This window comes from Pelomonas parva, from assembly GCF_043555835.1.
In the GTDB taxonomy this organism is placed as follows: Bacteria; Pseudomonadota; Gammaproteobacteria; order Burkholderiales; family Burkholderiaceae_C; genus Pelomonas; species Pelomonas parva.
In genome coordinates this window covers 308,658-328,954 of the sequence record NZ_JBIGHV010000004.1, presented here as the reverse complement: position 1 = coordinate 328,954, position 20,297 = coordinate 308,658, and the positions used below count along the sequence as shown (strand labels likewise).

Below are 20,297 nucleotides of genomic sequence, written 5' to 3'. Positions count from 1 at the left end.
CTGTTGTGCAAATCCACGAAAAATTCGTGGATTTGCACGCCTCGACTATGCTGCAAACATGGTCCCCCGCCACATCCAACCCTTGTTCGAGCGCCTTGCGCAGCAGTACCCGGTCGTCACGCTGGTAGGCCCCCGGCAGAGCGGCAAGACGACGCTGGCGCGTTCGCTCTTCCCCGCCAAGCCCTATCTGACGCTGGAAGACCCCGACCAGCGCGAGTTCGCGCTGGCCGACCCGCGCGGCTTCCTCGCGGCGCTGCCGGGCGGCGCCATCCTCGATGAGATCCAGCGTGCGCCCCAGCTCACCTCCTACCTGCAGGGCGTGGTGGATGCCGACCCGACGCCGGGCCGCTTCATCCTGACGGGCAGCCAGCAGTTCGAGCTGATGCAGGGCGTGACGCAGTCGCTGGCCGGCCGTACCGGCGTGCTGCGCCTGCTGCCCTTCACGGCGGCAGAGGTGGCGCTGGCCGCGCCCGCGCGGCGCAGACTGCCGATGGCGGACTGGTTGCACGCGGGCTTCTACCCCCGCATCCATGACCGCAGGCTGGACCCCAGCACGGCGCTGGGCGACTACTTCGCCACCTACGTGGAGCGCGACCTGCGCCAGTTGACGGCCGTCCACGACCTGCAACGCTTCGAGCGCTTCGTGCGGCTGTGTGCAGGGCGCGTGGGCCAGTTGCTCAACCTCACCAGCCTTGCCAATGATGCCGGCGTGGCCCAGTCCACCGCCCAGGCCTGGGTGGGCCTGCTGCAGACCAGCTATGTCATTCAGTTGGTGCAGCCCTGGTTCGTGAACACCAGCAAGCGGCTCATCAAGTCGCCCAAGCTGTATTTCGTGGATGTGGGCCTGGCGTGTTGGTTGCTCGGCCTGCGCGAACCGGCGCAGGTCGCGCGCGATCCCTTGCGGGGTTCGCTGTTCGAGAATTTCATCATCATGGAAGCGATCAAGGACCGCCTCAACCAAGGCGACGCTTCGCCGGTGCATTTCTACCGTGACGCCACCGGCAACGAGGTGGACCTGCTTCTGCCCACCGGCACGCAGGTGCGGGCGCTGGAGATCAAGTCAGGTGCAACCGTGAACCCCGACTACTTCCAGGGCCTGCGCCGCTTTGCCGCTCAGTACGGCAGCTCGCTGGAGCGTGGCGGCGTGGTCTACGGTGGCGACACCTCCCAGCCGCGCAGCGACTGGCCGGTGTGGAGCTGGCGCGTGCTGATGGACGGGCCGGCCTGAGGCCGATGCGGCGCCGCCCGTCATGGATGCGCAGCGCCCACCGCCGTGCTTGCAGCTCAACCGCCCGGCGCCAGGAACCGGATCGAGTGCAACGGCAGCCGTCGTGCTCACAGGCGCTGTTCGCGCAGATAGCCGTCCGCAGTCAGCAGCGCCGCGTTCGCATCCGCCGAATGGGTGCCCGGGCCGTTCTCCATGCCGCCGAGCAGCCAGCTGCCATCGCTGCGGGATGCAATGGCGCGCAGCTGGTTGTGGCGCGGGCCGGCGGCCAGCGTGATGCGTTGCTGCCATTGGCCGTCTGCCGACAACAGGCCCAGCAGTGGCTTGGCCTCCTCGGAGATGCTGGCGCCCAAGGGGTTCTGCGTGTAGCCGCTACTGCCGGCGACCAGCAGGCGGCCGTCGCTGCGCAGGCTCACGTCGAAGACCACATCGCCCGCATCCACATCCAGCACGCGATAGGCCCACGCCGCCGTCGCGCCGGCTGGCACCAGCGCCAGGAAGCCGTCCCAGCCTTCGGGGGTCTGCAGTGTGCGCACGCGGCCTGCCGCAGCCACCTGTTCGCCCACCCAGCGCAGGGCGTGCAGCTCCGAGCGCTGGCGGGTGTCGATGAGGGCCGTGCCGAGGCGCTGCCCGCTGCCGTTGAACTGGCTCAGCAGCAGGCCGTTGGCGACGGCCGGGTCCAGCGCCTCGCCGAAGTGCTGGCGGTGGCCGTCGAGCAAGTCGGTGAAATCAAGGCTCACCGCCACGGCGATTCGGCCTTGCGCATCGGCATCGAGCGCCACGCGCCATTGCTGGTCCAGGCTCTTGAAGGGATCGAAGCTGCCGGATGTGAGAAAACGCCCGCCGATGAAGACGCCCGGCTCGACCAGGCTGCGCCATTGCTTGGCGAAGCCGCCCGCCGCCGTGTAGGCGAGGCGGTGCAGCACGACAGCGTGTCGCCCCGAGCGGAAGGCCAGCGCCACGTCTTCGCCGATGGCTGCCAGGCGGCCGGCGTCGCGCGTGTAGTGGGGCAGCAGCGACTGGTGGTCGCGTGCCGACAGCGGGTCGCCGATGAAGGCGTCGGTGGCCACAAGCAGGTCGACGAAAGGCTGGTCACGCAGCAGCTGACCGATGGCAGACAGGCGCTGCAGGCGCAGCTCACGGTCGCTGGCCAGCAGCAGGCTGATCTCGCCCGAGGCATGCCGTGCGAAGTCCAGCAGCGACCAGCCGTCGGGCGGCAGGTAGGCCAGCTGCCGGCTGCGTCCGTCGGCCTGCGAGATCAGCAGCTGCCGCTCCGGCTTCGTCGGGATCTCCGGTGAGCGCGCCTTCTCGACCAACGCCACCCAACTGGTCGTGCCAGCGCGCAGCTTGGTCACCGACAGACCCGGCGTGGCGAGTTGCACTGGCGGCGGGTCAATGGCCCCACCGGCACTGCCACCGCCCCCACCGCAGGCCGTCAACAGAGCCAGTGCCGCCGCCAGGCCGCGCCGACTGATCATTCCGGCCAAACGGTTCTTCATCGGTCGCCACTCCCCTGGCCCGCATTGCGCGTGGTTGCCAGGTTAGCGGCGGTCGCCTCGGGTGGCGAAAGTTTGCAAGCGGCGGCGCGCCGCCGTCAGCGGGCGCGCGCCCAGACGAGCAGCAGGTTGTTGGCCGGCATGTCGGCGCGCTCACGCAGGCGCAGGCCGGCGCTGGCGGCCCGCTCGGCCACATCAGCCAGGCGGCGCAGGCCCCAGGCCGGGTTGCGCGCGCGCAGGTCGGCGTCGAAGGCGAGGTTGCTCGGCGCTGTCACCTCGCCGTCGACGAGGTAGGGGCCATACGTGATCAGCAAGCCATGCGGCGCGAGATGCCGCGCGGCGCCATCCATCAGCCCGGCCGTGCAGGCCCAAGGCGCGATGTGGATCATGTTGGCGCAGTAGATGGCGTCGACCTGCGCGGGCACGCCGGGCCAGGTGTCGGCGAGCACGTCCAGCGTGATGGGCGGCCGCACGCGATCCAGACCCTCGCACCACGCGGCAATCGACGGCAGCGCGCCCGCTTCGCAGTCGCTAGGCTGCCACTGCCAGCCCGGCAGACCTGCGCTGAAGAACGCTGCATGCTGGCCCGTGCCGCTGGCGATCTCCAGCATCACGCCCTTGGGCGGCAGCAGGCGCTGCAGCTGGGCCAGGATGGGCGGGCCGTTGCGTTCGGCGGCGGGGCTGTGGCGGCGGGCGTCGGGCATGGTCGGCATTGTGGTCGCGGGCGGAAAGAATGACTTGCGGAGGCCGCCGTTTCGCGGCGCAGCGCTGCTGGGCACAGTGGCGATCAGTCTTCAACGGAGCCCTCCATGACCCTCAAGCTGTACCGCCACGCTCTGTCCGGCCACGCCCACCGCGCCGAGCTCGCGCTGTCCCTGATGGGCCTGCCGCATGAGCTCATCGACGTGGACCTCGCGGCCCGCGCGCACAAGGCGCCCGAGTTCGTCGCCCGCCATCCGTTCGGCCAGTTGCCGCTGCTCGATGACGACGGCCACTTCGTCTGGGACAGCACGGCCATCCTGGTCTATCTGGCGACGAAATACGACGCGACCGGCCGCTGGCTGCCGCAGGACGCTGCCGGCCGCGCGGCGGTGCAGGCCTGGCTGTCGGTGGCGTCGGGGCCGATCGCCTTCGGGCCGGCGGCGGCGCGGCTGGTGACGGTGTTCGGCGCCCGCTTCGATACGGACGAGGTCATCGCCCGCGCCCATGGCTTGTTCAAGGTGATGGAAGGCGAGCTGGCGCGCCGCCCCTTCCTCGTCGGTGACCACGCGACGCTGGCCGACATTGCCGGCTACAGCTACATCGTCAACGCGCCCGAGGGCAATGTGGACCTCGCGCCGTATCCGGCGCTGCGTGCCTGGCTGGCGCGCATCGAGGTGCTGCCGGGCTTCGTGCCTTTCCAGCCCACGGCGGCCGGCCTGCGGGCCGCAAGCGGAGGCTGATCATGGAGCGACCCTTCCATGCCGGCGAGATCGCCGTGCAGGCCCGCCTCGGCGTGGCCGAGCGCATGCAGGAGATCGGCCGCCACGTCGTGCGCGACCACATGCCCGAGCAGCACCAGCGCTTCTACGAGCAGCTACCCATGATGCTGGCCGGCAGCGTCGACCCCGCCGGCCGGCCCTGGGCCACGCTGCTAGTGGGGCAGCCGGGCTTTGTGCAGGCGCCGGATGCCTGGCATCTGACCTTCGCCGCCGAGCCCATCCCGGGCGACCCGGCTGCGGCCGGCATGACCGCGGGCGCGCCGCTGGGCCTGCTGGGCATCGAGTTGCACACGCGGCGGCGCAACCGCGTCAACGGCGAGTTGCTGGCGGCGGGGCCCGAGGGCTTGCGGCTGCGTGTGCAGCAGGCGGTGGGCAACTGCCCGCAATACATCCAGGGCCGCGAGTTCGCCTGGGTGCGCGACGCCGCCGACACGCGGCCGCGCGCCATCGAACCTGTGACGCAGTTGGACGGCGACGCCGCCTGGCTGATCTCCGCCGCCGACACCTTGTTCGTCGCCACGCACGCTGCCGCTGCCGGGGCGGATGTGTCGCACCGCGGCGGTCCCGCCGGATTTGTCGTGCAAGAGGACGACTGCACACTGCTGGTGCCCGACTATTCGGGCAACCGCATGTTCATGACGCTGGGCAACCTGCAGCTCGACGGCCGTGCGGGCCTGCTCTTCATCGACTTCGAACGCGGCGACCTGCTGACTCTGACGGGTCGCGCCGAGGTCGTTTGGGATGGGCCGGCGCTGGCGGCGCTGGAGGGCGCCGAGCGCGCCTGGCGCTTTCATCTCGACGAGGGCTGGTGGCTGCGTGACAGCTTGCCGCTGCGCTGGAAATTTAGGGATTGGGCGCCGCAGAACCGCTAACGCAATGCCGGATTGGCACGCAGCGCAGCCACGGCGAGGTCCACAAAGGCGCGCACCTTCTGCGTCGCGTGCCGGCCCTCGTGATGGACGACGTGCACGGGCAACGGCGGCGTCTCGAAATCTTCTAGCAACGGCAGCAGCTCGCCGCTGGCGAGCGCATCGGCGACCTGGTAGCTGATCAGCCGTGCGATGCCCAGGCCCGCCAGCGCGAAGGAGCGCGCCGCGTCGTTGGTCGTCGTGCGCAGCCTCGGCCGGATGCGCTGCACCAGCGGCCGACCGCCTTCGGCAAAGCGCCATTCGGGATAGGGCGAGACGCCGGTAGGCTGGATCAGCACATGCCCGGACAGCTCTTCCGGCCGCTGCGGCCGGCCGTGCGTGGCGACATAGCCCGGCGAGGCGACCAGCATGCGCCGCACGCGGCCGACGGCGATGGCGCGCAGCGAGGAGTCCGGCAGCTCGCCGATGCGCACGGCGACGTCCAGGCCCTCGTCGACGAGGTTGACGACGCGGTCGACGAAGACGCATTGCGCGTCGACGTCCGGGTAGCGCTGCAGATAGTCCGCCACGATGGGCGTGACATGCAGGTTGCCGAACAGCACCGGCGCGGTGACGCTGAGCAAGCCCTTGAGCTGGCTGCGGCTGCCGCTGGTGGCGTTCTCGGAGTCGCCCACGTCGGCCAGGATGCGCCGGCAGTCCTCGGCGTAGCGCGCGCCGGTTTCCGTCACGCGCACGGCGCGGGTCGTGCGCGTCAGCAGGCGCACACCCAGCCGAGCCTCCAGCTCGGCCACGGCGCGTGTGACGACGGGCGCCGACAGGTCCAGCTTGCGCGCGGCGCTCGCGAAGCCGCCGCTGTCGACGACGGCGACGAAGACCTCCATGGCTTGCAGACGATCCATGCCGGGCATTTTGGGCCCGGCATAGGGGCTTTGGGATCAGGCCAATCGCCCCGCCTGGAAGTCCCGCACCGCCTGCACCAGCTCGGCCTCGGTGTTCATGACGAAGGGGCCGTACTGCGCGATCGGCTCACCCAGCGGCTTGCCGGCGACGAGGATGGCGCGTGTCGGTACATCGCCCGCCTGCAGGCGCACGCCGTCGCTGCCCGCCGTGTTGGCCAGGATGGCCATGCGGCCTTCCGGCTGCAGGCAGCCGCTGTCGAACTTCAACGCGCCCTGGTAGACGAAGACGAAGGCGTTGTGCGTGGGCGGCAGCGTCTGCTCGAAGCGCGCGCCGGGCTCCAGGTGCAGGTCCAGGTACAGCGGCTCGGTGACCTCGCGTTGCACGGCGCCGGTCACGCCATGGCTCTCGCCAGCGATGACGCGCACCTTGACGCCGTCGCGCTCAAACTCCGGCACGTCGGCGCCCTGCACATCGAGATACCAGGGGTCGCGCAGCTTGTCCTTGGCGGGCAGGTTCAGCCACAGCTGGAAGCCGGCCATGCGGCCTTCGCGCTGCTCGGGCAGCTCGCTGTGGATGACGCCTCGGCCGGCGGTCATCCATTGCACACCGCCGTCGCTGACCAGGCCTTCATTGCCCGCTGAGTCGCGGTGGCGGATGCGGCCCTGCAGCATGTAGGTGATGGTCTCGAAGCCGCGATGCGGGTGGTCGGGGAAGCCGGCGACATAGTCATCCGGGTTCTCCGAGCCGAAGTGGTCCAGCATCAGGAAGGGGTCCAGCCGGCGCTGCAGGTTGTTCGTCAGCACGCGGTTGAGCTTGACGCCGGCACCGTCGCTGGTCGGCTGACCGGCGACAAGGCGCTCGACCTCGCGAGGCTGGTTCAACAGGGATGTGGCGACGGTGCTCATGGTGGACCTTTCATGTGTTCCCGGGCCGAGCGCCGGGCCGCTCCCAAGCCGGCCCGTCACGGCGATGTGCGTGTGGCTCAACGCCGCATGCATCGCCGTTCCCTCGGGGGACCGGCCAAGGTATTTCCTTGGACGAGGGGTCGCAGTTCAGGCGGCAAGCAGTTGGTTGATCTGGGCGCGGGCTTGGCTCAGGCCTTGTTCCGCAGCGAAGGCCATGCCTTCAGCGTAGACGAACTCCACGTCGGTCATGCCCAGGAAGGCCAGCACGGTGCGCAGATAGGGCGTCATCTGGTCGCTGGGCTGGTCGCGGTGGATGCCGCCTCGGCTGGTCACGATGTAGACCTTCTTGCCGGTCGCCAGGCCCACGGGGCCCTTCTCGGTGTACTTGAAGGTCACGCCGGCGCGGGCCACCGCGTCGATCCAGTTCTTGAACTGGGCGGTGACGTTGAAGTTGTACATGGGCACGCCGATGACGACCGTGTCGGCGGCCTGCAGCTCGGCAATCAGCGCGTCGTCCAGCGCGACGCGGGCGGCCTGCTCGGGGCTGCGCTTGTCGGCGGGCGTGAAGAGAGCGCCCAGCGCGGCTTCGTCCAGCACGGGGTGTGGCGTCAGCGTCAGGTCGCGTACCGTGACGGTGGCTGCAGGGTTGGCGGCGCGCAGGCCGGCGGTCAGCTCGTTGGCCAGGCGGGTGGAGGTGGAGCCCTCGTTGTCGGTGGCACGGCGGGCGCTGGCGTTGATTTGCAGGATGTTCATTCGGTGCTCCTTGGAGGGCGTGTTGCAATGGAATGAACTCTAGGACTGGCCAATCAATGCCGGAAGGCGTCGATTTGCATAAGATTGTTCTGCCAAAGGATCAATGAGCCGAAAAATGGAATCCGACGCCGACGACCTGCTGCTGTTTGCCCGCGTCATGGAGGCCGGCAGCTTCAGCCGCGCGGCCGAGCGCGTGCACTGGCCCAAGAGCACCGTGTCGCGGCGCATCGCGGCGCTGGAGGCGCGCCTGGGCGAGAAGCTGCTGCTGCGCACGACGCGCAAGCTGTCGCTGACCGACTTTGGCGCCGGCGTGCTGGAGCATGCCCGCGCCGTCGCGGCCGAGGTGGACGGCGCGCTCGCCCTGGCCTTGCACCGCCAGCAAAAGCCCAGCGGCCGGCTGCGCGTCAGCATGCCGGCGGATTTTGCCGAGAAGGTGGCGGGCGGCATGCTGGCCGAGTTCGCGCTGGCCTACCCCGAGGTGCAGTTGGAGCTGGACCTGACGCCCCGGCGCGTGGACATCGTCGGCGAGGGCTTCGACCTCGCCATCCGCATGGGCCAGATGGACGAGGACAGCCAGCTCACCGCGCGCCGGCTGGCGACCACGCACTGGGGCCTCTACGCCTCCTCAGACTATCTGGCGCGCGTCGGCGAGCCGCTGCTGCCGCAGGCGCTGGACAGCATGCACGGGCTGATGCTGCTGACGCGCACCGGCGAACCCGTGCCCTGGTGGCTGCAGCGCGACGGCGCCGAGCCGGTGCAGGCCCGGCCGGCGCAGCGCACGCTGGCCAACTCGCCCAACCTGCTGGCGCAGTTGGCGCTCAGCGGCGTCGGCATCGCCGGCGTGGACCGGCTGCTGGTGCGCCACTCGGTGGAACTGGGCCGACTGCAGCGCCTGCTGCCGGACTGGCAACTGCCCGGCTCGACCTGCTGGGCCGTGTTCCCCGAGCGGCGGCTGATGCCGCTGCGCACGCGGGTGTTCCTGGAGGCGATGTCAGCCCTGCTGGAGAGCTGCCCGGCGCCGGGCGCCTAGGGCCTGCTCCCGTAGTGTTAACAGGCCCTAGTCCTCGAGGTTGTTGAAGGCGAACTCGATGGCGACTTCGCGCGGTGCGGGAATGGGTGCGAAGCGCCATTGCTTGACCGCGTCGACCGCCACCATGCCCAGGCGGTTGTGGCTGGTCTTGATGGTCTCCGCCTTGCTAACCGAACCATCGGGTGCCACCGTGAACTTCACGCGGGCGTAGGCGTCACGGAAGGACTGCCGCTGCATCTGGGCCGGGATGGCCGGGTTGACGCGGGACAGCAGCTTGAGCGGCACCTCGGCCTCTTCCTCCTGCGGCGGCGGCGGTGGCGACGGCTCGGCGGCCCGCGCGGCCACCGTCAGCGGGGCGTCGGGTGCAGGTGTCGGCGTGGCGGCGGCCAGCATCACCGGGGCGCTGTCGGCCTGGAGCTGCGATTCGGACGCGGCAGGCGCGGCGGCGAAGGCCGGTGCGGCGCTTTCGGGCGGTGTGTATGCGGGGCGCTCCGCCGGTGCCGGTGCCGGGGCCGATGCCAGTACCGGCGGCGGCGCCGGGGTCGGGGTTGTCGTCGGCCGGGGTGCCGCCGCGACGGGGGCCGGTCTGCGCGGCGCCGGCGCGGCTGCTGGCGGCGTGGGCGTCGGCGCAGCCGCCGGGGCCTGGCGGTTCGCGCCCTTTTCGCCGTTGAGCTTGATCCAGTGGAACACCGCGTCAGCGGCCTTCTGCGCGCGCTCCAGTCCGTTGTTGGCGCCCGGCGCGGTCGTCTGGGCGAAGGCTGCCGGGCTCAGCAGCAGGGCGGCCGTGATGGCAGTCAGTTCAAGCGTTAGACGGGGGCGCGGACCCAGAGTCATGACAGCTCCACAAAGATGAAAACCGCACAGTGCGTCGAGACAGACGGACACGATTCGGCGGGCGGACTCTATGCAAACGTTGGCGCGATGGAACGCGTCAGTGCGCAATTTGCTGCGCCTTGCGGCAAAGATTCACGCTTGACCCAGCAGGGTGCGGCAGCGCTTTTCGTGCTGGCGGATTTCGGCCAGCGTGACGTCGATGTCATCGCGCTGCTGCTCCAGCTGCTCGCGGTGCCTGGCCAGCATGGCCAGGAAGGCCCGCAACTGCGGCGCAGCGCTGGCCTGGCTGTCGTACATGTCGACGAGCTGCTTGATCTCCTGCAGCGCCAGGCCCAGCCGCTTGCCGCGCAGCGTCAGCTTCAGCCGCGTGCGGTCGCGCGGGCTGTAGACGCGGTTGCGGCCCTTGCGCCCGGGCTCCAGCAGGCCGGCTTCCTCGTAGAAGCGGATGGCCCGCGGCGTGATGTCGAACTCGGCGGCCAGCTCCGTGATCGTGAAGGTGGCTTCGGTCGCAGCGGCGACAGGTTTGCGGGAGGGCATGGCTAAACTGAGTTGACGTTAACGTCAGTCTAAGACCAGCCGAGCAGCACCATGGCGAACGCGCGCGAATCCGAACTCCATTACCCCTTGGGCGAAACCCTGCCCCAGCCTGGCGAAGCGCTGGACCTGGCGCCCGGCGTGCGCTGGGTGCGCATGGGCCTGCCGTTCGCGCTGGACCACATCAACCTGTGGCTGCTGCGCGATCGCATCGACGGCCGCGAGGGCTGGACCATCGTCGACTGCGGCATCAGCAGCGACGACACGCGCGTCAACTGGGAGACCGTCTTCGCCGAGCGCCTGGACGGTCTGCCCGTGCTGCGCGTCATTGCCACGCATTTCCACCCCGACCATCTGGGCCTGGCGCACTGGCTGACCGAGCGCTGGAACTGTCGCCTGTGGATGAGCGCGACCGACTTCAACCTGGCCCGGCTGGCCAGCAGTTCCACCGTGGGCATGGGCGGCTCTGCCGCTGCAGCCTTCTTCGGCAGCCATGGTCTGACGGATGAAGACTCGCTGGCCAAGATCCGCGACCGCGCCGACTACTACCCGAAGATGGTGCCCGTCGTGCCGTCCAGCTACCGCCGGCTGATGGATGGCACCGAGGTCGACATCGGCGGGCGCAGCTGGCGCTGTATCGCCGGCTACGGCCATGCGCCGGAGCACATCAGCCTGTTCTGCGAAGAAGCCAAGCTGCTGATCAGCGGCGACATGGTGTTGCCGCGCATCTCGACCAACGTGTCCGTCGTCGACGTCGAGCCCGAGGCCGACCCGCTGACGCTCTATCTGGACTCACTCACCCGCTACCTGCACCTGCCCGCCGACACGCTGGTGCTGCCCTCGCACGGCAAGCCCTTCACCGGCCTGCACGAGCGTGTCGACCAGCTGCAGGAGCATCACGGCGAACGCCTCGCCGAGGTGGTGGCCGCCTGCCGCGCGGCGCCGACGCATGCGGCAGGTCTGCTCCCCGTGCTGTTCAAGCGCAAGCTGGATCTGCACCAGACCACCTTCGCGATGGGCGAGGCCATCGCCCACCTGCATGCGTTGTGGCTGAGGGGTGAGCTGCGGCGTGAACTGGGCGCCGACGGCATCTACCGTTTCGTGCCCGCGTAAACAAAGAAAAGCCGCCGCAGGTTGCCCAGCGGCGGCGATTCGGCCTCTATTGGTACCTCTCCCGTTGCTCCGCCGGATCAAGCCGGCCTCCGGTACCTGTGGTGACAGCGTTCGACATGAAGTGTTGCTGAACGTGTCTGCGCCAGGATGGCGCGGGGCCGGGAATATTCACCAGCAAACCATTGCAGCGGGGCGAAGCCTCACTGGACCACGATCGATTCCTCGCGCAGCGCGTCGCGCGAGCGCTCGAAGTCGGGCAGCACGGAGCGCACCGTGTCCCAGAACGCCTGGCTGTGGTTCATCTCGCGCAAGTGGGCCAGTTCATGCGCGACGACGTAGTCGATGATGGCCGGTGCGAAGTGCACCAGCCGCCAGTTCAGGCGGATGCTGCCGTCGGCGCTGGCGCTGCCCCAGCGGGTCTGGGCGGCAGACAGGCGCAGCGACTTCATCGTCACGCCCAGCTTGTCGGCGAACTGCCGGCAGCGCGGCAGGAAGTCCTCCCGCGCGCGGGCCTGCAGCCAGGACTGCGCCAGGTCGCGCACCTGCTCGGTGCTGGCGTCGTGGGGCAGCGGCAGGCGCAGTTCTCGCGTCGCGGCATCCCACACGATCTCGCGTTCGGACGGCGCGACGACCAGCGTCAGCGGCTCGCCGAGGTAGGGCAGGCGGCCGCCGTGCATCCAGTCGATGCGGGCGGCCTGCATGCGTTGCTGGCGCTCGCGCTGCTCGACGATCTTGCGCAGTATCCAGTCGCCCTTGTGATGCAGGGCGCGCTCGATCTCGGCAATGGGCACCCAGCGCGGCGCGCTGACGCGCAGGCCCTGCGGCCCGACGACGAAACCGATGGAGCGCCGCCGCGCGCGCCTGAGTTCATAGCCCACGCGGTGCTGGCCCAGCCACAGCTCGCGCCTGGACTTGGCCGCGCCAGGGTCGGCGGCCGCCACGTCGGCCTCGGCCTCGAACAGCGCCAACTGGCTGTCCTGCAGGAGTGGCGAGGCCGGGCGCTTGGGCGGCATGTCGTTCAGCGAGGGGTCGCGGCCGGCGCGGCCGGTGCGGCGGCGACGCCGGCGGGCGGAGGGTTGCTGGCGTAGGCCTCCGGGTCAAGCCGGCGCATCTCGCTTTCGATCCAGTCCTTGACCTCGGCCATCAGCTCCCCGGGCTGACGGCCCGTCGATGGAATCTGCTTGCCGATGGAGATGTCCACCACACCAGGCTTGAGCAGGAAGCTCTTGCGCGGCCAGCAGCGCGCCGCCGTCGCCGCGATGGGCACGACGGGCAGGCCGGCCTCGATGGCCAGGCGGGTGCCGCCGGTCTTGTAGTCGCCCACCTCGCCGCGCGCGATGCGCGTGCCCTCGGGGAACATGATGACCCAGTTGCCCTGGCCGCCCAGGCGCTTGCCCTGGGTCAGCACCTTGTTCCAGGCCTCGGTGCGGCGGCCGCGGTCGATGTGGATCATGTCCATGCGCGCCATCGCCCAGCCGAAGAAGGGCACGTAGAGCAGCTCGCGCTTGAAGACGTAGGCCAGCGGGTGGCTGAACAGCGCCGGGTAGGCAAAGGTCTCCCAGGTGCTCTGGTGCTTGGATAGCAGCACGACGCCGGCCTTGCGGTCGGATTCGGGCGGCAGGTTCTCCATGCCTTGCAGGCGCCAGCGGATGCCGCAAATGAAGCGCGCACCCCAGATGGCAAGCCTGAGCCAGCCGGCGCAGGCCCAGTAGATGGGGTCTCCGCGCAGGAAGATGGACAGGATGACGACGGCCGTCGCCCAGGGGATCACCGTGATGATCAGGAAGAGGACAAAGATCAGCGAGCGGATGGCGCTCAGCAGGTTGGACATCAGTTCAGGTCTCCGGCCTGGGTGTCAGGGGAAAAGGCCTTGCCGCGTAGCTCGGCAACGCGCCGGCGCTCCTCCTGGATGAGGGTGTCGGCAAAGCTCATCAGGTCGTCGTGGACGCGGGCATTGGGCACCTGCACCAGCAGGTTGGCGAGTTCTTCGGTGCCGAGGCTGCCGAACGGGCCGGTCAGCACCAGATGAGGCATGCAGCCGGCGTTCTGCGCCGTCAGCAGGTCGGTCAGCGACGCGCCGACCATGTGCACCTCGGGCAGCTCGACATCGAAGCGCTCACCGATCTGCTGGATCAGCCCGGGCAGCGGCTTGCGGCAGTCGCAGCCTTCCTCGGGCGTGTGCGGGCAGAAGAAGGCGGCGTCCAGGCGCCCGCCCTTTTCGGCCAGCAGCTGGTTCAGCCGCACGTGCACCGCGTTCAGCGACGCCATGTCGAGCAGGCCGCGGCCGATGCCGGCCTGGTTGGTGGCGAGCACCGTGTGCCAGCCCGCATGGTTCAGCCGTGCGACAGCCTCCAGCGCGCCCGGCAGCGGGTCCAGCTCCTCGGGTGCCTTGACGTGATCGTCGCGGTAGCGATTGATGGTGCCGTCGCGGCCGAGGATGACCAGCTTCATGCCGTGGGCGTGGTCGGAGCGCATCTTCAGCGGCGCCCGGCCGCCCGAAGCCGCTGAACGCCCCCTCGGGGGGCAGCGAGCGAAAGCGAGCGTGGGGGTTGACGGTTCATTTCAGCTGGCGAGGCGCGACAGGTCCGCCACGCGGTTCATCGCAGCGTGCAGGCGGCCCAGTAGCGCGAGGCGGTTGGCGCGCAGCAGCGGGTCTTCGGCATTGACCATCACGTCGTCGAAGAAGGCATCGACCGGCGCCTTCAGCGCGGCCAGGGCTTTCAGCGAGCCGGTGTAGTCGTGCTGCTCGAACAGCAGGTCGGCAGCCGGCTGCACGTCGGCAATGGCGGCGGCCAGCGCCTGTTCGGCGGTTTCCTGCAACAGGTCCGGGTTGATGGCCGTGGGCAGCTCGCCCTCGACCTTCTTCAGGATGTTGCCGACGCGCTTGTTGGCGGCCGCCAGCGAGGCGGCTTCGGAGAGCTGAGCGAAGGCGCGCACGGCCTCAAGGCGCTTCGGCACGTCGCCCAGGCGCGTGGGGTTCAGCGCCAGCACGGCGTCGACTTCCTGGGCGCTGTAGCCCTGGTCGCGCAGGCTCACGGCCAGGCGGTCGGCGAAGAAAGTCAGCAACGCCTCGCGCGGGCTGGTGATCAGCTCGCCGAAGCCCGGCACGGCCGCGTCGATCAGCGCAGGCAGCTCCAGCGGCAGGTTCTTCTCGACGAGGATGCGGATGACGCCCAACGCATGGCGGCGCAGCGCGAACGGGTCCTTGTCGCCGGTGGGCAACTGGCCGATGCCGAACAGGCCCACCAGCGTCTCCAGCTTGTCCGCCAGCGCCACAACCGTGCCGGTGTGGTTGCGCGGCAGCGCGTCACCGGCGAAGCGGGGCTTGTAGTGGTCCTCGATGGCGATGGCCACACCGTCGCGAAGGCCCTCGTGGCGGGCGTAGTAGCCGCCCATGATCCCTTGCAGCTCGGGGAACTCGCCAACCATGTCGGTCAGCAGGTCGCACTTGGCGAGGCTAGACGCCTGCTTGACTTTGCTGTCCAGTACCTTGAACTCGTCGTCGGCCTCGACCGTGTAGGGCAGGGTGGCCATGCTCAGCTGGTTGACGATGGCATGGCCAATCGCGCGCACGCGCTCGGCACGCTCGCCCTGGCTGCCCAGCTTGCCGTGATAGACGACCTTGGCGAGACCCGGCAGGCGGTCTTCGAGCTTCTTCTTGCGGTCCTGGTCGAAGAAGAACTTGGCGTCCGCCAGGCGCGGGCGCACGACGCGCTCGTTGCCTTGCACGACGGCGCTGGCGTCGGCCGGCGCGATGTTGCTCACCACCAGGAAGTGGCGCGTCAGCTTGCCGTGGGCGTCCAGCAGCGGGAAGTACTTCTGGTTGGCCTTCATCGTCAGGATGAGGCACTCTTGCGGCACGGCCAGGAACTCGGCTTCGAACGCGCAGGTCAGCACATTGGGGCGCTCGACGAGGGCGGTCACTTCATCGAGCAGCGCGCCGTCGTCGATCGGCGTCAGGCTCAGCGCATCGGCCGCGCCCTTGAGCTGGCGCGAGATCTCGGCGCGGCGCTCGGCGAAGCTGGCGATGACGGCGCCCTGGTCGCGCAACTGAGCGGCATAGCTGTCGGCGGATTCGATGCTCACCTCAGGCGTGCGCGCCTCGAAGCGGTGGCCTTTGGTCACACGGCCGGAAGTCAGGCCCAGGGCCTGGACCGGCACGACGTCGCTGCCGTGCAGCGCGATGAGGCCATGCGCCGGGCGCACGAACTTCACATCGCTCCAGCCATCGGTCAGCTGGTAGGTCATGACCTTGGGGATGGGCAGCTTGGCCAGCGTTTCGTCCAGCGCCTTCTGCAGGCCTTGCGCGAGCGTGGCGCCGGCGACCATGCTGTCCCAGTACAGCGCCTCGGCCTTGCCGTCGGGCAGGCGCTTGAGCTGCTGCACGACCTCGGGGCTGGCGCCAATGGACGCGAGCTTCTTCAGCAGTGCGGGCGTGGCATGGCCGTCGGCGGTGAGGGCGACGGCGACCGGCATCAGCTTCTGCTGCACCGCCTTGTCGGCGGCCTTTGCGGCGACGTTGGCCACATGCACACCCAGGCGGCGCGGCGACGCGAACGACGTGACGGCGGCATCCGCAGCAGCCAGGCCTTGCGCCTTCAGGCTGTCGGCCAGCACGCCTGCAAAGGACTCACCCAGCTTCTTCAGCGCCTTGGGCGGCAGCTCTTCGACAAACAGTTCAACGAGCAGATTCATCAAGCGGCCGCCTTCTTGCTGTTCTTCAGTTCGATCTGTGCGACGACTTCATCGGCCCAGGCTTTCGGCGCCATCGGGAACCCGAGACGCGCACGGCTTTCGAGATAGCTCGCGGCCACGGCACGGGCCAGGTTGCGGATGCGGCCGATGTAGGCCGCGCGCTCGGTCACGCTGATCGCACCGCGCGCGTCCAGCAGGTTGAAGCTGTGGGCGGCCTTCAGCAGTTGCTCGTAGGCGGGCAGCGCGAGCTTCTCGACCATCAGCTCCTGGCTCTTCTTCTCGTGCGCGGCAAAGGCCGACAGCAGAAAGTCCACATCGCTGTGCTCGAAGTTGTAGGTGCTCTGCTCGACCTCGTTCTGGTGGAACACGTCGCCGTAGGTCAGGCCATCGGTGTAGACCAGGTCGTACACCGACTCCTTGCCCTGCAGGTACATCGCCAGGCGCTCCAGCCCGTAGGTGATCTCGCCGGTGATGGGCTTGCAGTCGATGCCGCCAACCTGCTGGAAGTAGGTGAACTGCGTCACTTCCATGCCGTTGAGCCAGACCTCCCAGCCCAGGCCCCAGCAGCCGAGCGTGGGGTTCTCCCAGTCGTCCTCGACGAAGCGCACGTCGTTCTTCTTCAGGTCGAAGCCCAGCGCCTCCAGCGAGCCCAGGTAGAGCTCCAGGATGTTGGCCGGCGCGGGCTTCAGCACGACCTGGTACTGGTAGTAGTGCTGCAGGCGGTTGGGGTTCTCGCCGTAGCGGCCGTCCTTGGGGCGGCGGCTGGGTTGCACATAGCCGGCCTTCCAGGGCTCGGGGCCGAGGGCGCGCAGGAAGGTGGCGGTGTGGCTGGTGCCGGCACCGACTTCCATGTCGTAGGGCTGGAGGAGTGCGCAGCCTTGTTTGGACCAATAGTCCTGAAGCGTCAGGATGATTTGCTGGAAGGTCAGCATGGAATGGGGGGAGAAGGGGGTGGCCGATTCTATGAGGCGGCCTTCTTGAGTCCCATCAGGGTCAACAGCGCAAGTCCCCACAGCGGCCACAGGCCCAAAGCGTTCAGCCAACGGGCGTAGGGCGTGGTGCCGGTGCGGCCGTCGACAGTGGCTTCCAGCACGCCGCGTTCGAGCGCCGGCATGCGGGCCGTGATGTGGCCCAGGTAGTCGACGACGGCGGTGGCGCCGGTGTTGGTCGAGCGCACGACGGGCCGCTGGAACTCCAGCGCGCGCATCTGCGAGAACTGCAGGTGCTGGTCCTGGACCATGACCGTGCCGAACCAGGCCAGGTTGCTGACGTTGACGAAGACGGTGGCAGCCTCCGGCCCCGAATCCGAAGCAGCGCTCTGCACAAAGTCCTCGCCGAACAGATCCTCGTAGCAGATCAGCGGCCGCAGACGCTGGCCGGCCACGGCCCAGGGGCGCTGGTGCTGGCCGCGGGCCTGGCTGTCCAGCGGGATGTTCATGGCCCGCACGAACCAGCCGAAGCCAGGCGGAATGAACTCGCCGAAGGGCAGCAGGTGGCGCTTGCCGTAGTGGTAGTCCGTGCCCAGGCCGACGACGGAGTTGACGAAGCCTTCGTCCGCGTTGCCCAGGAACGCGCCGAGCAGGGCTGGGCGCTCGGGGTTGGACAGCCGCACGAGCGTGGCCCGGTCCAGTTCGCCCAGCGGCAGCGGCACGACGGATTCCGGCGTGATGACGACCTGACCCTTGGCCGACTCGATGAGCCGGGCCAGCGCCTCCAGGTTGGCGGCGAAGCGGGCGGCGTCGAACTTCTGGTCTTGCGGGATGCTGGGCTGGACAAGGGACACAGCGATGCGGCCGCTCGACGCCGTGAAGTCCTGCGGCAGCAGCAGGCCGGCCAGCGGTAGCAGCAGGGCGGGTGCGGTCCAGGCCCAGGCGCGCTCGCGCAGCAGAACCAGCCCGGCGGCGGCCAGCGCGGCCAGCGCGGTGATGCCGTAGATGCCGATCCACGGCGCCCAGCCCGCCAGCGGCCCGACCGTGTGTGCATAGCCCGAGGCGATCCACGGAAAGCCGCTGAACCACGTCGCCCGGGCCAGCTCGGCCAGCAGCCAGGCCGGCGCCAGCGCCAGCAGCCGCCAGCGGCCGGGATTGATCCAGCGGGCAGTCAGGCCCAACGCCAGCGCGTAGTAGCCGCTCAGGAAAGCCGCCAGCAGCCCGACGGCCAGTGCGGCGAGCGCCCAGGGAATGCCACCGAACTGGTGCATGCTGATGTGCAGCCACCACAGGCCCGAGGCCAGCCAGCTGAAGCCGAACAGCACGCCGCAGAGGGCGGCGACGCGCGGCGTGGCGTGGGCGACCATGCCGAACAGCAGCGCCAGGGCGGCGATCTGGGCCCACCACGCCTCGGTGGGGGCGAAGGAGGCGGTCTGCAGCAGCCCGGCGGCCAGCGCGACCGCAGCGGCAACGCCGAGCCTCACGCTTCGGACTCGCCTTCGGCCACGCGCGTGACCTTGAACCAGCGCACCGCACCGCCGCGGGTCAGCATGACGGCGAAGTTGAGGCCGCCCACCTGCACGGTCTCGCCGCGGCGCGGCACGCGGCCATGCTCATGGGCGACCAGGCCGCCGATGGTGTCGAAGTCGTCGTCCGGCAGCGCCAGGCCAAAGCTGCCGTTGACGGCCGCGATGCTCGCATCGCCTGCCACGCGCTGGCTGCCGTCGGCCAACGTGTACAGGCCCGATTCGCCGTCCTTGTCGTCGAACTCGTCCTCGATCTCGCCGACGATCTCCTCCAGCACGTCCTCGATGGTGATGAGGCCGGCGGTGTTGCCGAACTCGTCGATGACGATGGCCAGGTGGTTGCGGTTGGAGCGGAAGTCGCGCAGCAGCTCGTTCAGGCCCTTGCTCTCCGGCACGAAGACGGTGGGCCGCAGCAGCGCACGCAGGTTCAGCTCCGGCGCGCGCTGCATCTTCAGCAAGTCCTTGGCGAGCAGGATGCCGATGATGTTGTCGCGCGTGCCCTCGTAGACCGGGAAGCGCGAGTGGCCGGTATCGATCACCAGGCCCAGCAGCTCGTCATAGGGCGCGTCGATGTCCAGCAAGTCCATGCGCGGTGCGGCCACCATCGCGTCGCCTGCCGACAGCTCGGCCATGCGCAGCACGCCTTCCAGCATCTGGCGCGACTCGGGCTCGATCAGCTCACGCTGCTCGGCATCGGCCAGCGTTTCCATCAGTTCGGACTTGGAGTCGGGGCCGGGGTGCAGGAACTCCAGCAGGCGCTCCATCAGGCTGCGGGCCTCGGGCGGGTGTTTGGCGGCCCCGCGAACTGGGGGCCGGCCTGAATGCGGTTCGCTCAAGGGGAACTGTCAGGGTATTGCGACAGGGGACAGAATAGCCGATTGGTTTGACAAGCCCTTGCCTTGCAACGCTTCGTCCCGATATCCGCTGCCTTCTTCAGAAAACGGTCCCGCCATGTCCTCCTCCACCAACGGCCTCATCCCCGCCACCATCCTGACCGGCTTCTTGGGCGCCGGCAAAACCACGCTGCTCAAGCGCATCCTGACCGAGGCCCACGGCCAGAAGATCGCCGTCATCGAGAACGAGTTCGGCGAAGAGAACATCGACACCGACATCCTCGTGTCGGACACCGAGGAACAGATCATCCAGATGAACAACGGCTGCGTCTGCTGCACGATCCGCGAGGACTTGCGTACGACGCTGTCCGACCTGGCCGCCAAGCGCCGCAAGGGTGAGCTGAAGTTCGACCGCGTCATCATCGAGACCACCGGCTTGGCCGACCCCGGCCCCGTGGCCCAGACCTTCTTCATGGACGATGAGATCGCCGAGGCCTATCTGCTGGACTCTGTGCTGACGCTGGTGGACGCCAAGCACGCCGACGAGCAGCTCAACAGCCGCCAGGAAGCGCGCATGCAGGTTGGTTTCGCCGACCAGCTCTTCATCAGCAAGAGCGACCTGGTCGAGCCGGCGGCCGTGGAGGCGCTGATCCACCGCATCAAGCACATGAACCCGCGCGCGCCCATCACGGCGGCGCATTTCGGCGAGGTGCCGCTCGCCAAGATCTTCGACCTGCGCGGCTTCAACCTGAACGCCAAGCTGGAGATCGACCCGGACTTCCTGAAGGCGGACACGCATGATCACCACCATGACCACGATCATCACGACCATGAGCATGGCGAGCACTGCGATCACCCGCACCATCATGCCCATGAGGACGATGTGAAGAGCTTCGTCTTCCGTTCGGACAAGCCCTTCAACCCGGCCAAGCTGGAAGACTTCCTCGGCGCCATCGTGCAGGTCTACGGGCCCAAGATGCTCAGATACAAGGGCGTCCTACACATGAAAGGCACGGAGAAGAAGGTCATCTTCCAGGGCGTGCACCAGATGATGGGCTCCGATCTCGGCCCGCGTTGGATGCCGGGCGAGAAAAAACAGAGCAAGATGGTGTTCATCGGCATCGACCTGCCGAAGGATGTGTTGTTGCAAGGTTTGGAAGGCTGCCTGGCGTGA

At 68.9% G+C, this 20,297-nt stretch carries 20 protein-coding genes; 6 read left to right on the top strand and 14 right to left on the bottom strand.

The features are described 5' to 3' along the window. Positions 1 to 58: 58 nt before the first annotated feature. On the top strand, positions 59 to 1,228 hold the full coding sequence (locus ACG00Y_RS12220) for an ATP-binding protein (RefSeq protein WP_394479120.1): 1,170 nt from the start codon (positions 59 to 61) through the stop codon (positions 1,226 to 1,228). 107 nt (positions 1,229 to 1,335) lie between these two features. On the opposite strand, the gene ACG00Y_RS12215 is transcribed toward ACG00Y_RS12220, so the two are convergent. After that, entirely contained in the window at positions 1,336 to 2,724 is a 1,389-nt protein-coding gene (locus tag ACG00Y_RS12215) for a hypothetical protein (RefSeq protein WP_394479118.1), read from the bottom strand. Positions 2,725 to 2,819: 95 nt separating this feature from the next. Further along, the gene (locus ACG00Y_RS12210) at positions 2,820 to 3,434 is read right to left on the bottom strand and encodes a DUF938 domain-containing protein (protein WP_394479116.1); all 615 of its coding nucleotides are present in this window, start codon (positions 3,432 to 3,434) and stop codon (positions 2,820 to 2,822) included. A gap of 96 nt (positions 3,435 to 3,530) precedes the next feature. On the opposite strand from ACG00Y_RS12210, the gene ACG00Y_RS12205 reads away from it, so the two are divergent. Together ACG00Y_RS12205 and ACG00Y_RS12200 are read left to right on the top strand one after the other, a co-directional pair. Then, on the top strand, positions 3,531 to 4,163 hold the full coding sequence (locus tag ACG00Y_RS12205) for a glutathione S-transferase family protein (protein ID WP_394479114.1): 633 nt from the start codon (positions 3,531 to 3,533) through the stop codon (positions 4,161 to 4,163). A gap of 2 nt (positions 4,164 to 4,165) precedes the next feature. Beyond that, positions 4,166 to 5,074, top strand: a complete 909-nt coding sequence (locus ACG00Y_RS12200; RefSeq protein WP_394479112.1) for a pyridoxamine 5'-phosphate oxidase family protein — start codon at positions 4,166 to 4,168, stop codon at positions 5,072 to 5,074. Here the strand turns inward: ACG00Y_RS12200 and ACG00Y_RS12195 are convergent. From ACG00Y_RS12195 to ACG00Y_RS12185, 3 genes are all read right to left on the bottom strand, one after another. Next, the gene (locus ACG00Y_RS12195; protein WP_394479111.1) at positions 5,071 to 5,970 is read right to left on the bottom strand and encodes a LysR family transcriptional regulator; all 900 of its coding nucleotides are present in this window, start codon (positions 5,968 to 5,970) and stop codon (positions 5,071 to 5,073) included. The two genes, ACG00Y_RS12200 and ACG00Y_RS12195, sit on opposite strands and share 4 nt — an antisense overlap. A 36-nt stretch (positions 5,971 to 6,006) precedes the next feature. Continuing rightward, positions 6,007 to 6,876 carry a pirin family protein gene (locus tag ACG00Y_RS12190; RefSeq protein ID WP_394479109.1) on the bottom strand — a complete coding sequence of 290 codons (870 nt, stop codon included), beginning with the start codon at positions 6,874 to 6,876 and terminating at the stop codon, positions 6,007 to 6,009. Between the two features lie 147 nt (positions 6,877 to 7,023). After that, positions 7,024 to 7,629: an FMN-dependent NADH-azoreductase gene (locus ACG00Y_RS12185; RefSeq protein ID WP_394479107.1), complete on the bottom strand. Its 606-nt coding sequence runs from the start codon at positions 7,627 to 7,629 to the stop codon at positions 7,024 to 7,026. 115 nt (positions 7,630 to 7,744) lie between these two features. Here ACG00Y_RS12185 and ACG00Y_RS12180 point away from each other — a divergent pair, with 115 nt between their 5' ends. After that, positions 7,745 to 8,659, top strand: coding sequence for a LysR family transcriptional regulator (locus tag ACG00Y_RS12180; RefSeq protein ID WP_394479105.1), 915 nt, complete (start codon positions 7,745 to 7,747; stop codon positions 8,657 to 8,659). Between the two features lie 27 nt (positions 8,660 to 8,686). On the opposite strand, the gene ACG00Y_RS12175 is transcribed toward ACG00Y_RS12180, so the two are convergent. Next, a complete protein-coding gene (locus ACG00Y_RS12175; RefSeq protein ID WP_394479103.1) occupies positions 8,687 to 9,493 on the bottom strand; it encodes an energy transducer TonB in 807 nt (268 codons plus the stop codon). 132 nt (positions 9,494 to 9,625) lie between these two features. Then, the gene (locus ACG00Y_RS12170) at positions 9,626 to 10,030 is read right to left on the bottom strand and encodes a MerR family transcriptional regulator (RefSeq protein WP_394479102.1); all 405 of its coding nucleotides are present in this window, start codon (positions 10,028 to 10,030) and stop codon (positions 9,626 to 9,628) included. A 51-nt stretch (positions 10,031 to 10,081) separates the two neighbouring features. Here ACG00Y_RS12170 and ACG00Y_RS12165 point away from each other — a divergent pair, with 51 nt between their 5' ends. Beyond that, complete coding sequence (locus ACG00Y_RS12165) at positions 10,082 to 11,140, top strand: MBL fold metallo-hydrolase (RefSeq protein ID WP_394479100.1); 1,059 nt, start codon at positions 10,082 to 10,084, stop codon at positions 11,138 to 11,140. Between the two features lie 200 nt (positions 11,141 to 11,340). Here ACG00Y_RS12165 and ACG00Y_RS12160 read toward each other — a convergent pair whose 3' ends face one another. From ACG00Y_RS12160 to ACG00Y_RS12130, 7 genes are all read right to left on the bottom strand, one after another. Beyond that, positions 11,341 to 12,153 (bottom strand): M48 family metallopeptidase, encoded by an 813-nt coding sequence (locus tag ACG00Y_RS12160; protein ID WP_394479098.1) that lies wholly within the window; start codon positions 12,151 to 12,153, stop codon positions 11,341 to 11,343. Between the two features lie 5 nt (positions 12,154 to 12,158). After that, positions 12,159 to 12,959 carry a lysophospholipid acyltransferase family protein gene (locus ACG00Y_RS12155; RefSeq protein ID WP_394479680.1) on the bottom strand — a complete coding sequence of 267 codons (801 nt, stop codon included), beginning with the start codon at positions 12,957 to 12,959 and terminating at the stop codon, positions 12,159 to 12,161. A gap of 11 nt (positions 12,960 to 12,970) precedes the next feature. Continuing rightward, positions 12,971 to 13,615 carry a D-glycero-beta-D-manno-heptose 1,7-bisphosphate 7-phosphatase gene (gene gmhB / locus ACG00Y_RS12150; protein ID WP_394479097.1) on the bottom strand — a complete coding sequence of 215 codons (645 nt, stop codon included), beginning with the start codon at positions 13,613 to 13,615 and terminating at the stop codon, positions 12,971 to 12,973. 87 nt (positions 13,616 to 13,702) lie between these two features. Next, a complete protein-coding gene (gene glyS, locus ACG00Y_RS12145) occupies positions 13,703 to 15,835 on the bottom strand; it encodes a glycine--tRNA ligase subunit beta (protein WP_394479095.1) in 2,133 nt (710 codons plus the stop codon). Next, positions 15,835 to 16,767 (bottom strand): glycine--tRNA ligase subunit alpha, encoded by a 933-nt coding sequence (glyQ, locus tag ACG00Y_RS12140; RefSeq protein ID WP_394479093.1) that lies wholly within the window; start codon positions 16,765 to 16,767, stop codon positions 15,835 to 15,837. The genes glyS and glyQ overlap by 1 nt, the downstream gene beginning before the upstream one ends. A 29-nt stretch (positions 16,768 to 16,796) precedes the next feature. Next, positions 16,797 to 18,248 carry an apolipoprotein N-acyltransferase gene (lnt, locus tag ACG00Y_RS12135; protein WP_394479091.1) on the bottom strand — a complete coding sequence of 484 codons (1,452 nt, stop codon included), beginning with the start codon at positions 18,246 to 18,248 and terminating at the stop codon, positions 16,797 to 16,799. After that, complete coding sequence (locus ACG00Y_RS12130; protein ID WP_394479089.1) at positions 18,245 to 19,126, bottom strand: HlyC/CorC family transporter; 882 nt, start codon at positions 19,124 to 19,126, stop codon at positions 18,245 to 18,247. Before ACG00Y_RS12130 ends, lnt begins: the two co-directional genes overlap by 4 nt. A gap of 115 nt (positions 19,127 to 19,241) precedes the next feature. On the opposite strand from ACG00Y_RS12130, the gene ACG00Y_RS12125 reads away from it, so the two are divergent. Beyond that, positions 19,242 to 20,297 carry a CobW family GTP-binding protein gene (locus ACG00Y_RS12125; protein WP_394479087.1) on the top strand — a complete coding sequence of 352 codons (1,056 nt, stop codon included), beginning with the start codon at positions 19,242 to 19,244 and terminating at the stop codon, positions 20,295 to 20,297.

Coding starts and splice junctions, on each gene's coding strand:
- ACG00Y_RS12200 (WP_394479112.1), top strand. CDS start 4,166: ATGGAGCGACCCTTCCATGCCGGCGAGATCGCCGTGCAGGCCCGCCTC.
- ACG00Y_RS12180 (WP_394479105.1), top strand. CDS start 7,745: ATGGAATCCGACGCCGACGACCTGCTGCTGTTTGCCCGCGTCATGGAG.
- glyS (WP_394479095.1), bottom strand. CDS start 15,835: ATGAATCTGCTCGTTGAACTGTTTGTCGAAGAGCTGCCGCCCAAGGCG.
- ACG00Y_RS12165 (WP_394479100.1), top strand. CDS start 10,082: ATGGCGAACGCGCGCGAATCCGAACTCCATTACCCCTTGGGCGAAACC.
- ACG00Y_RS12195 (WP_394479111.1), bottom strand. CDS start 5,970: ATGGATCGTCTGCAAGCCATGGAGGTCTTCGTCGCCGTCGTCGACAGC.
- glyQ (WP_394479093.1), bottom strand. CDS start 16,767: ATGCTGACCTTCCAGCAAATCATCCTGACGCTTCAGGACTATTGGTCC.
- ACG00Y_RS12215 (WP_394479118.1), bottom strand. CDS start 2,724: ATGAAGAACCGTTTGGCCGGAATGATCAGTCGGCGCGGCCTGGCGGCG.
- ACG00Y_RS12205 (WP_394479114.1), top strand. CDS start 3,531: ATGACCCTCAAGCTGTACCGCCACGCTCTGTCCGGCCACGCCCACCGC.
- ACG00Y_RS12175 (WP_394479103.1), bottom strand. CDS start 9,493: ATGACTCTGGGTCCGCGCCCCCGTCTAACGCTTGAACTGACTGCCATC.
- ACG00Y_RS12210 (WP_394479116.1), bottom strand. CDS start 3,434: ATGCCGACCATGCCCGACGCCCGCCGCCACAGCCCCGCCGCCGAACGC.
- ACG00Y_RS12170 (WP_394479102.1), bottom strand. CDS start 10,030: ATGCCCTCCCGCAAACCTGTCGCCGCTGCGACCGAAGCCACCTTCACG.
- ACG00Y_RS12160 (WP_394479098.1), bottom strand. CDS start 12,153: ATGCCGCCCAAGCGCCCGGCCTCGCCACTCCTGCAGGACAGCCAGTTG.
- gmhB (WP_394479097.1), bottom strand. CDS start 13,615: ATGCGCTCCGACCACGCCCACGGCATGAAGCTGGTCATCCTCGGCCGC.
- ACG00Y_RS12220 (WP_394479120.1), top strand. CDS start 59: ATGGTCCCCCGCCACATCCAACCCTTGTTCGAGCGCCTTGCGCAGCAG.
- ACG00Y_RS12190 (WP_394479109.1), bottom strand. CDS start 6,876: ATGAGCACCGTCGCCACATCCCTGTTGAACCAGCCTCGCGAGGTCGAG.
- ACG00Y_RS12125 (WP_394479087.1), top strand. CDS start 19,242: ATGTCCTCCTCCACCAACGGCCTCATCCCCGCCACCATCCTGACCGGC.
- ACG00Y_RS12185 (WP_394479107.1), bottom strand. CDS start 7,629: ATGAACATCCTGCAAATCAACGCCAGCGCCCGCCGTGCCACCGACAAC.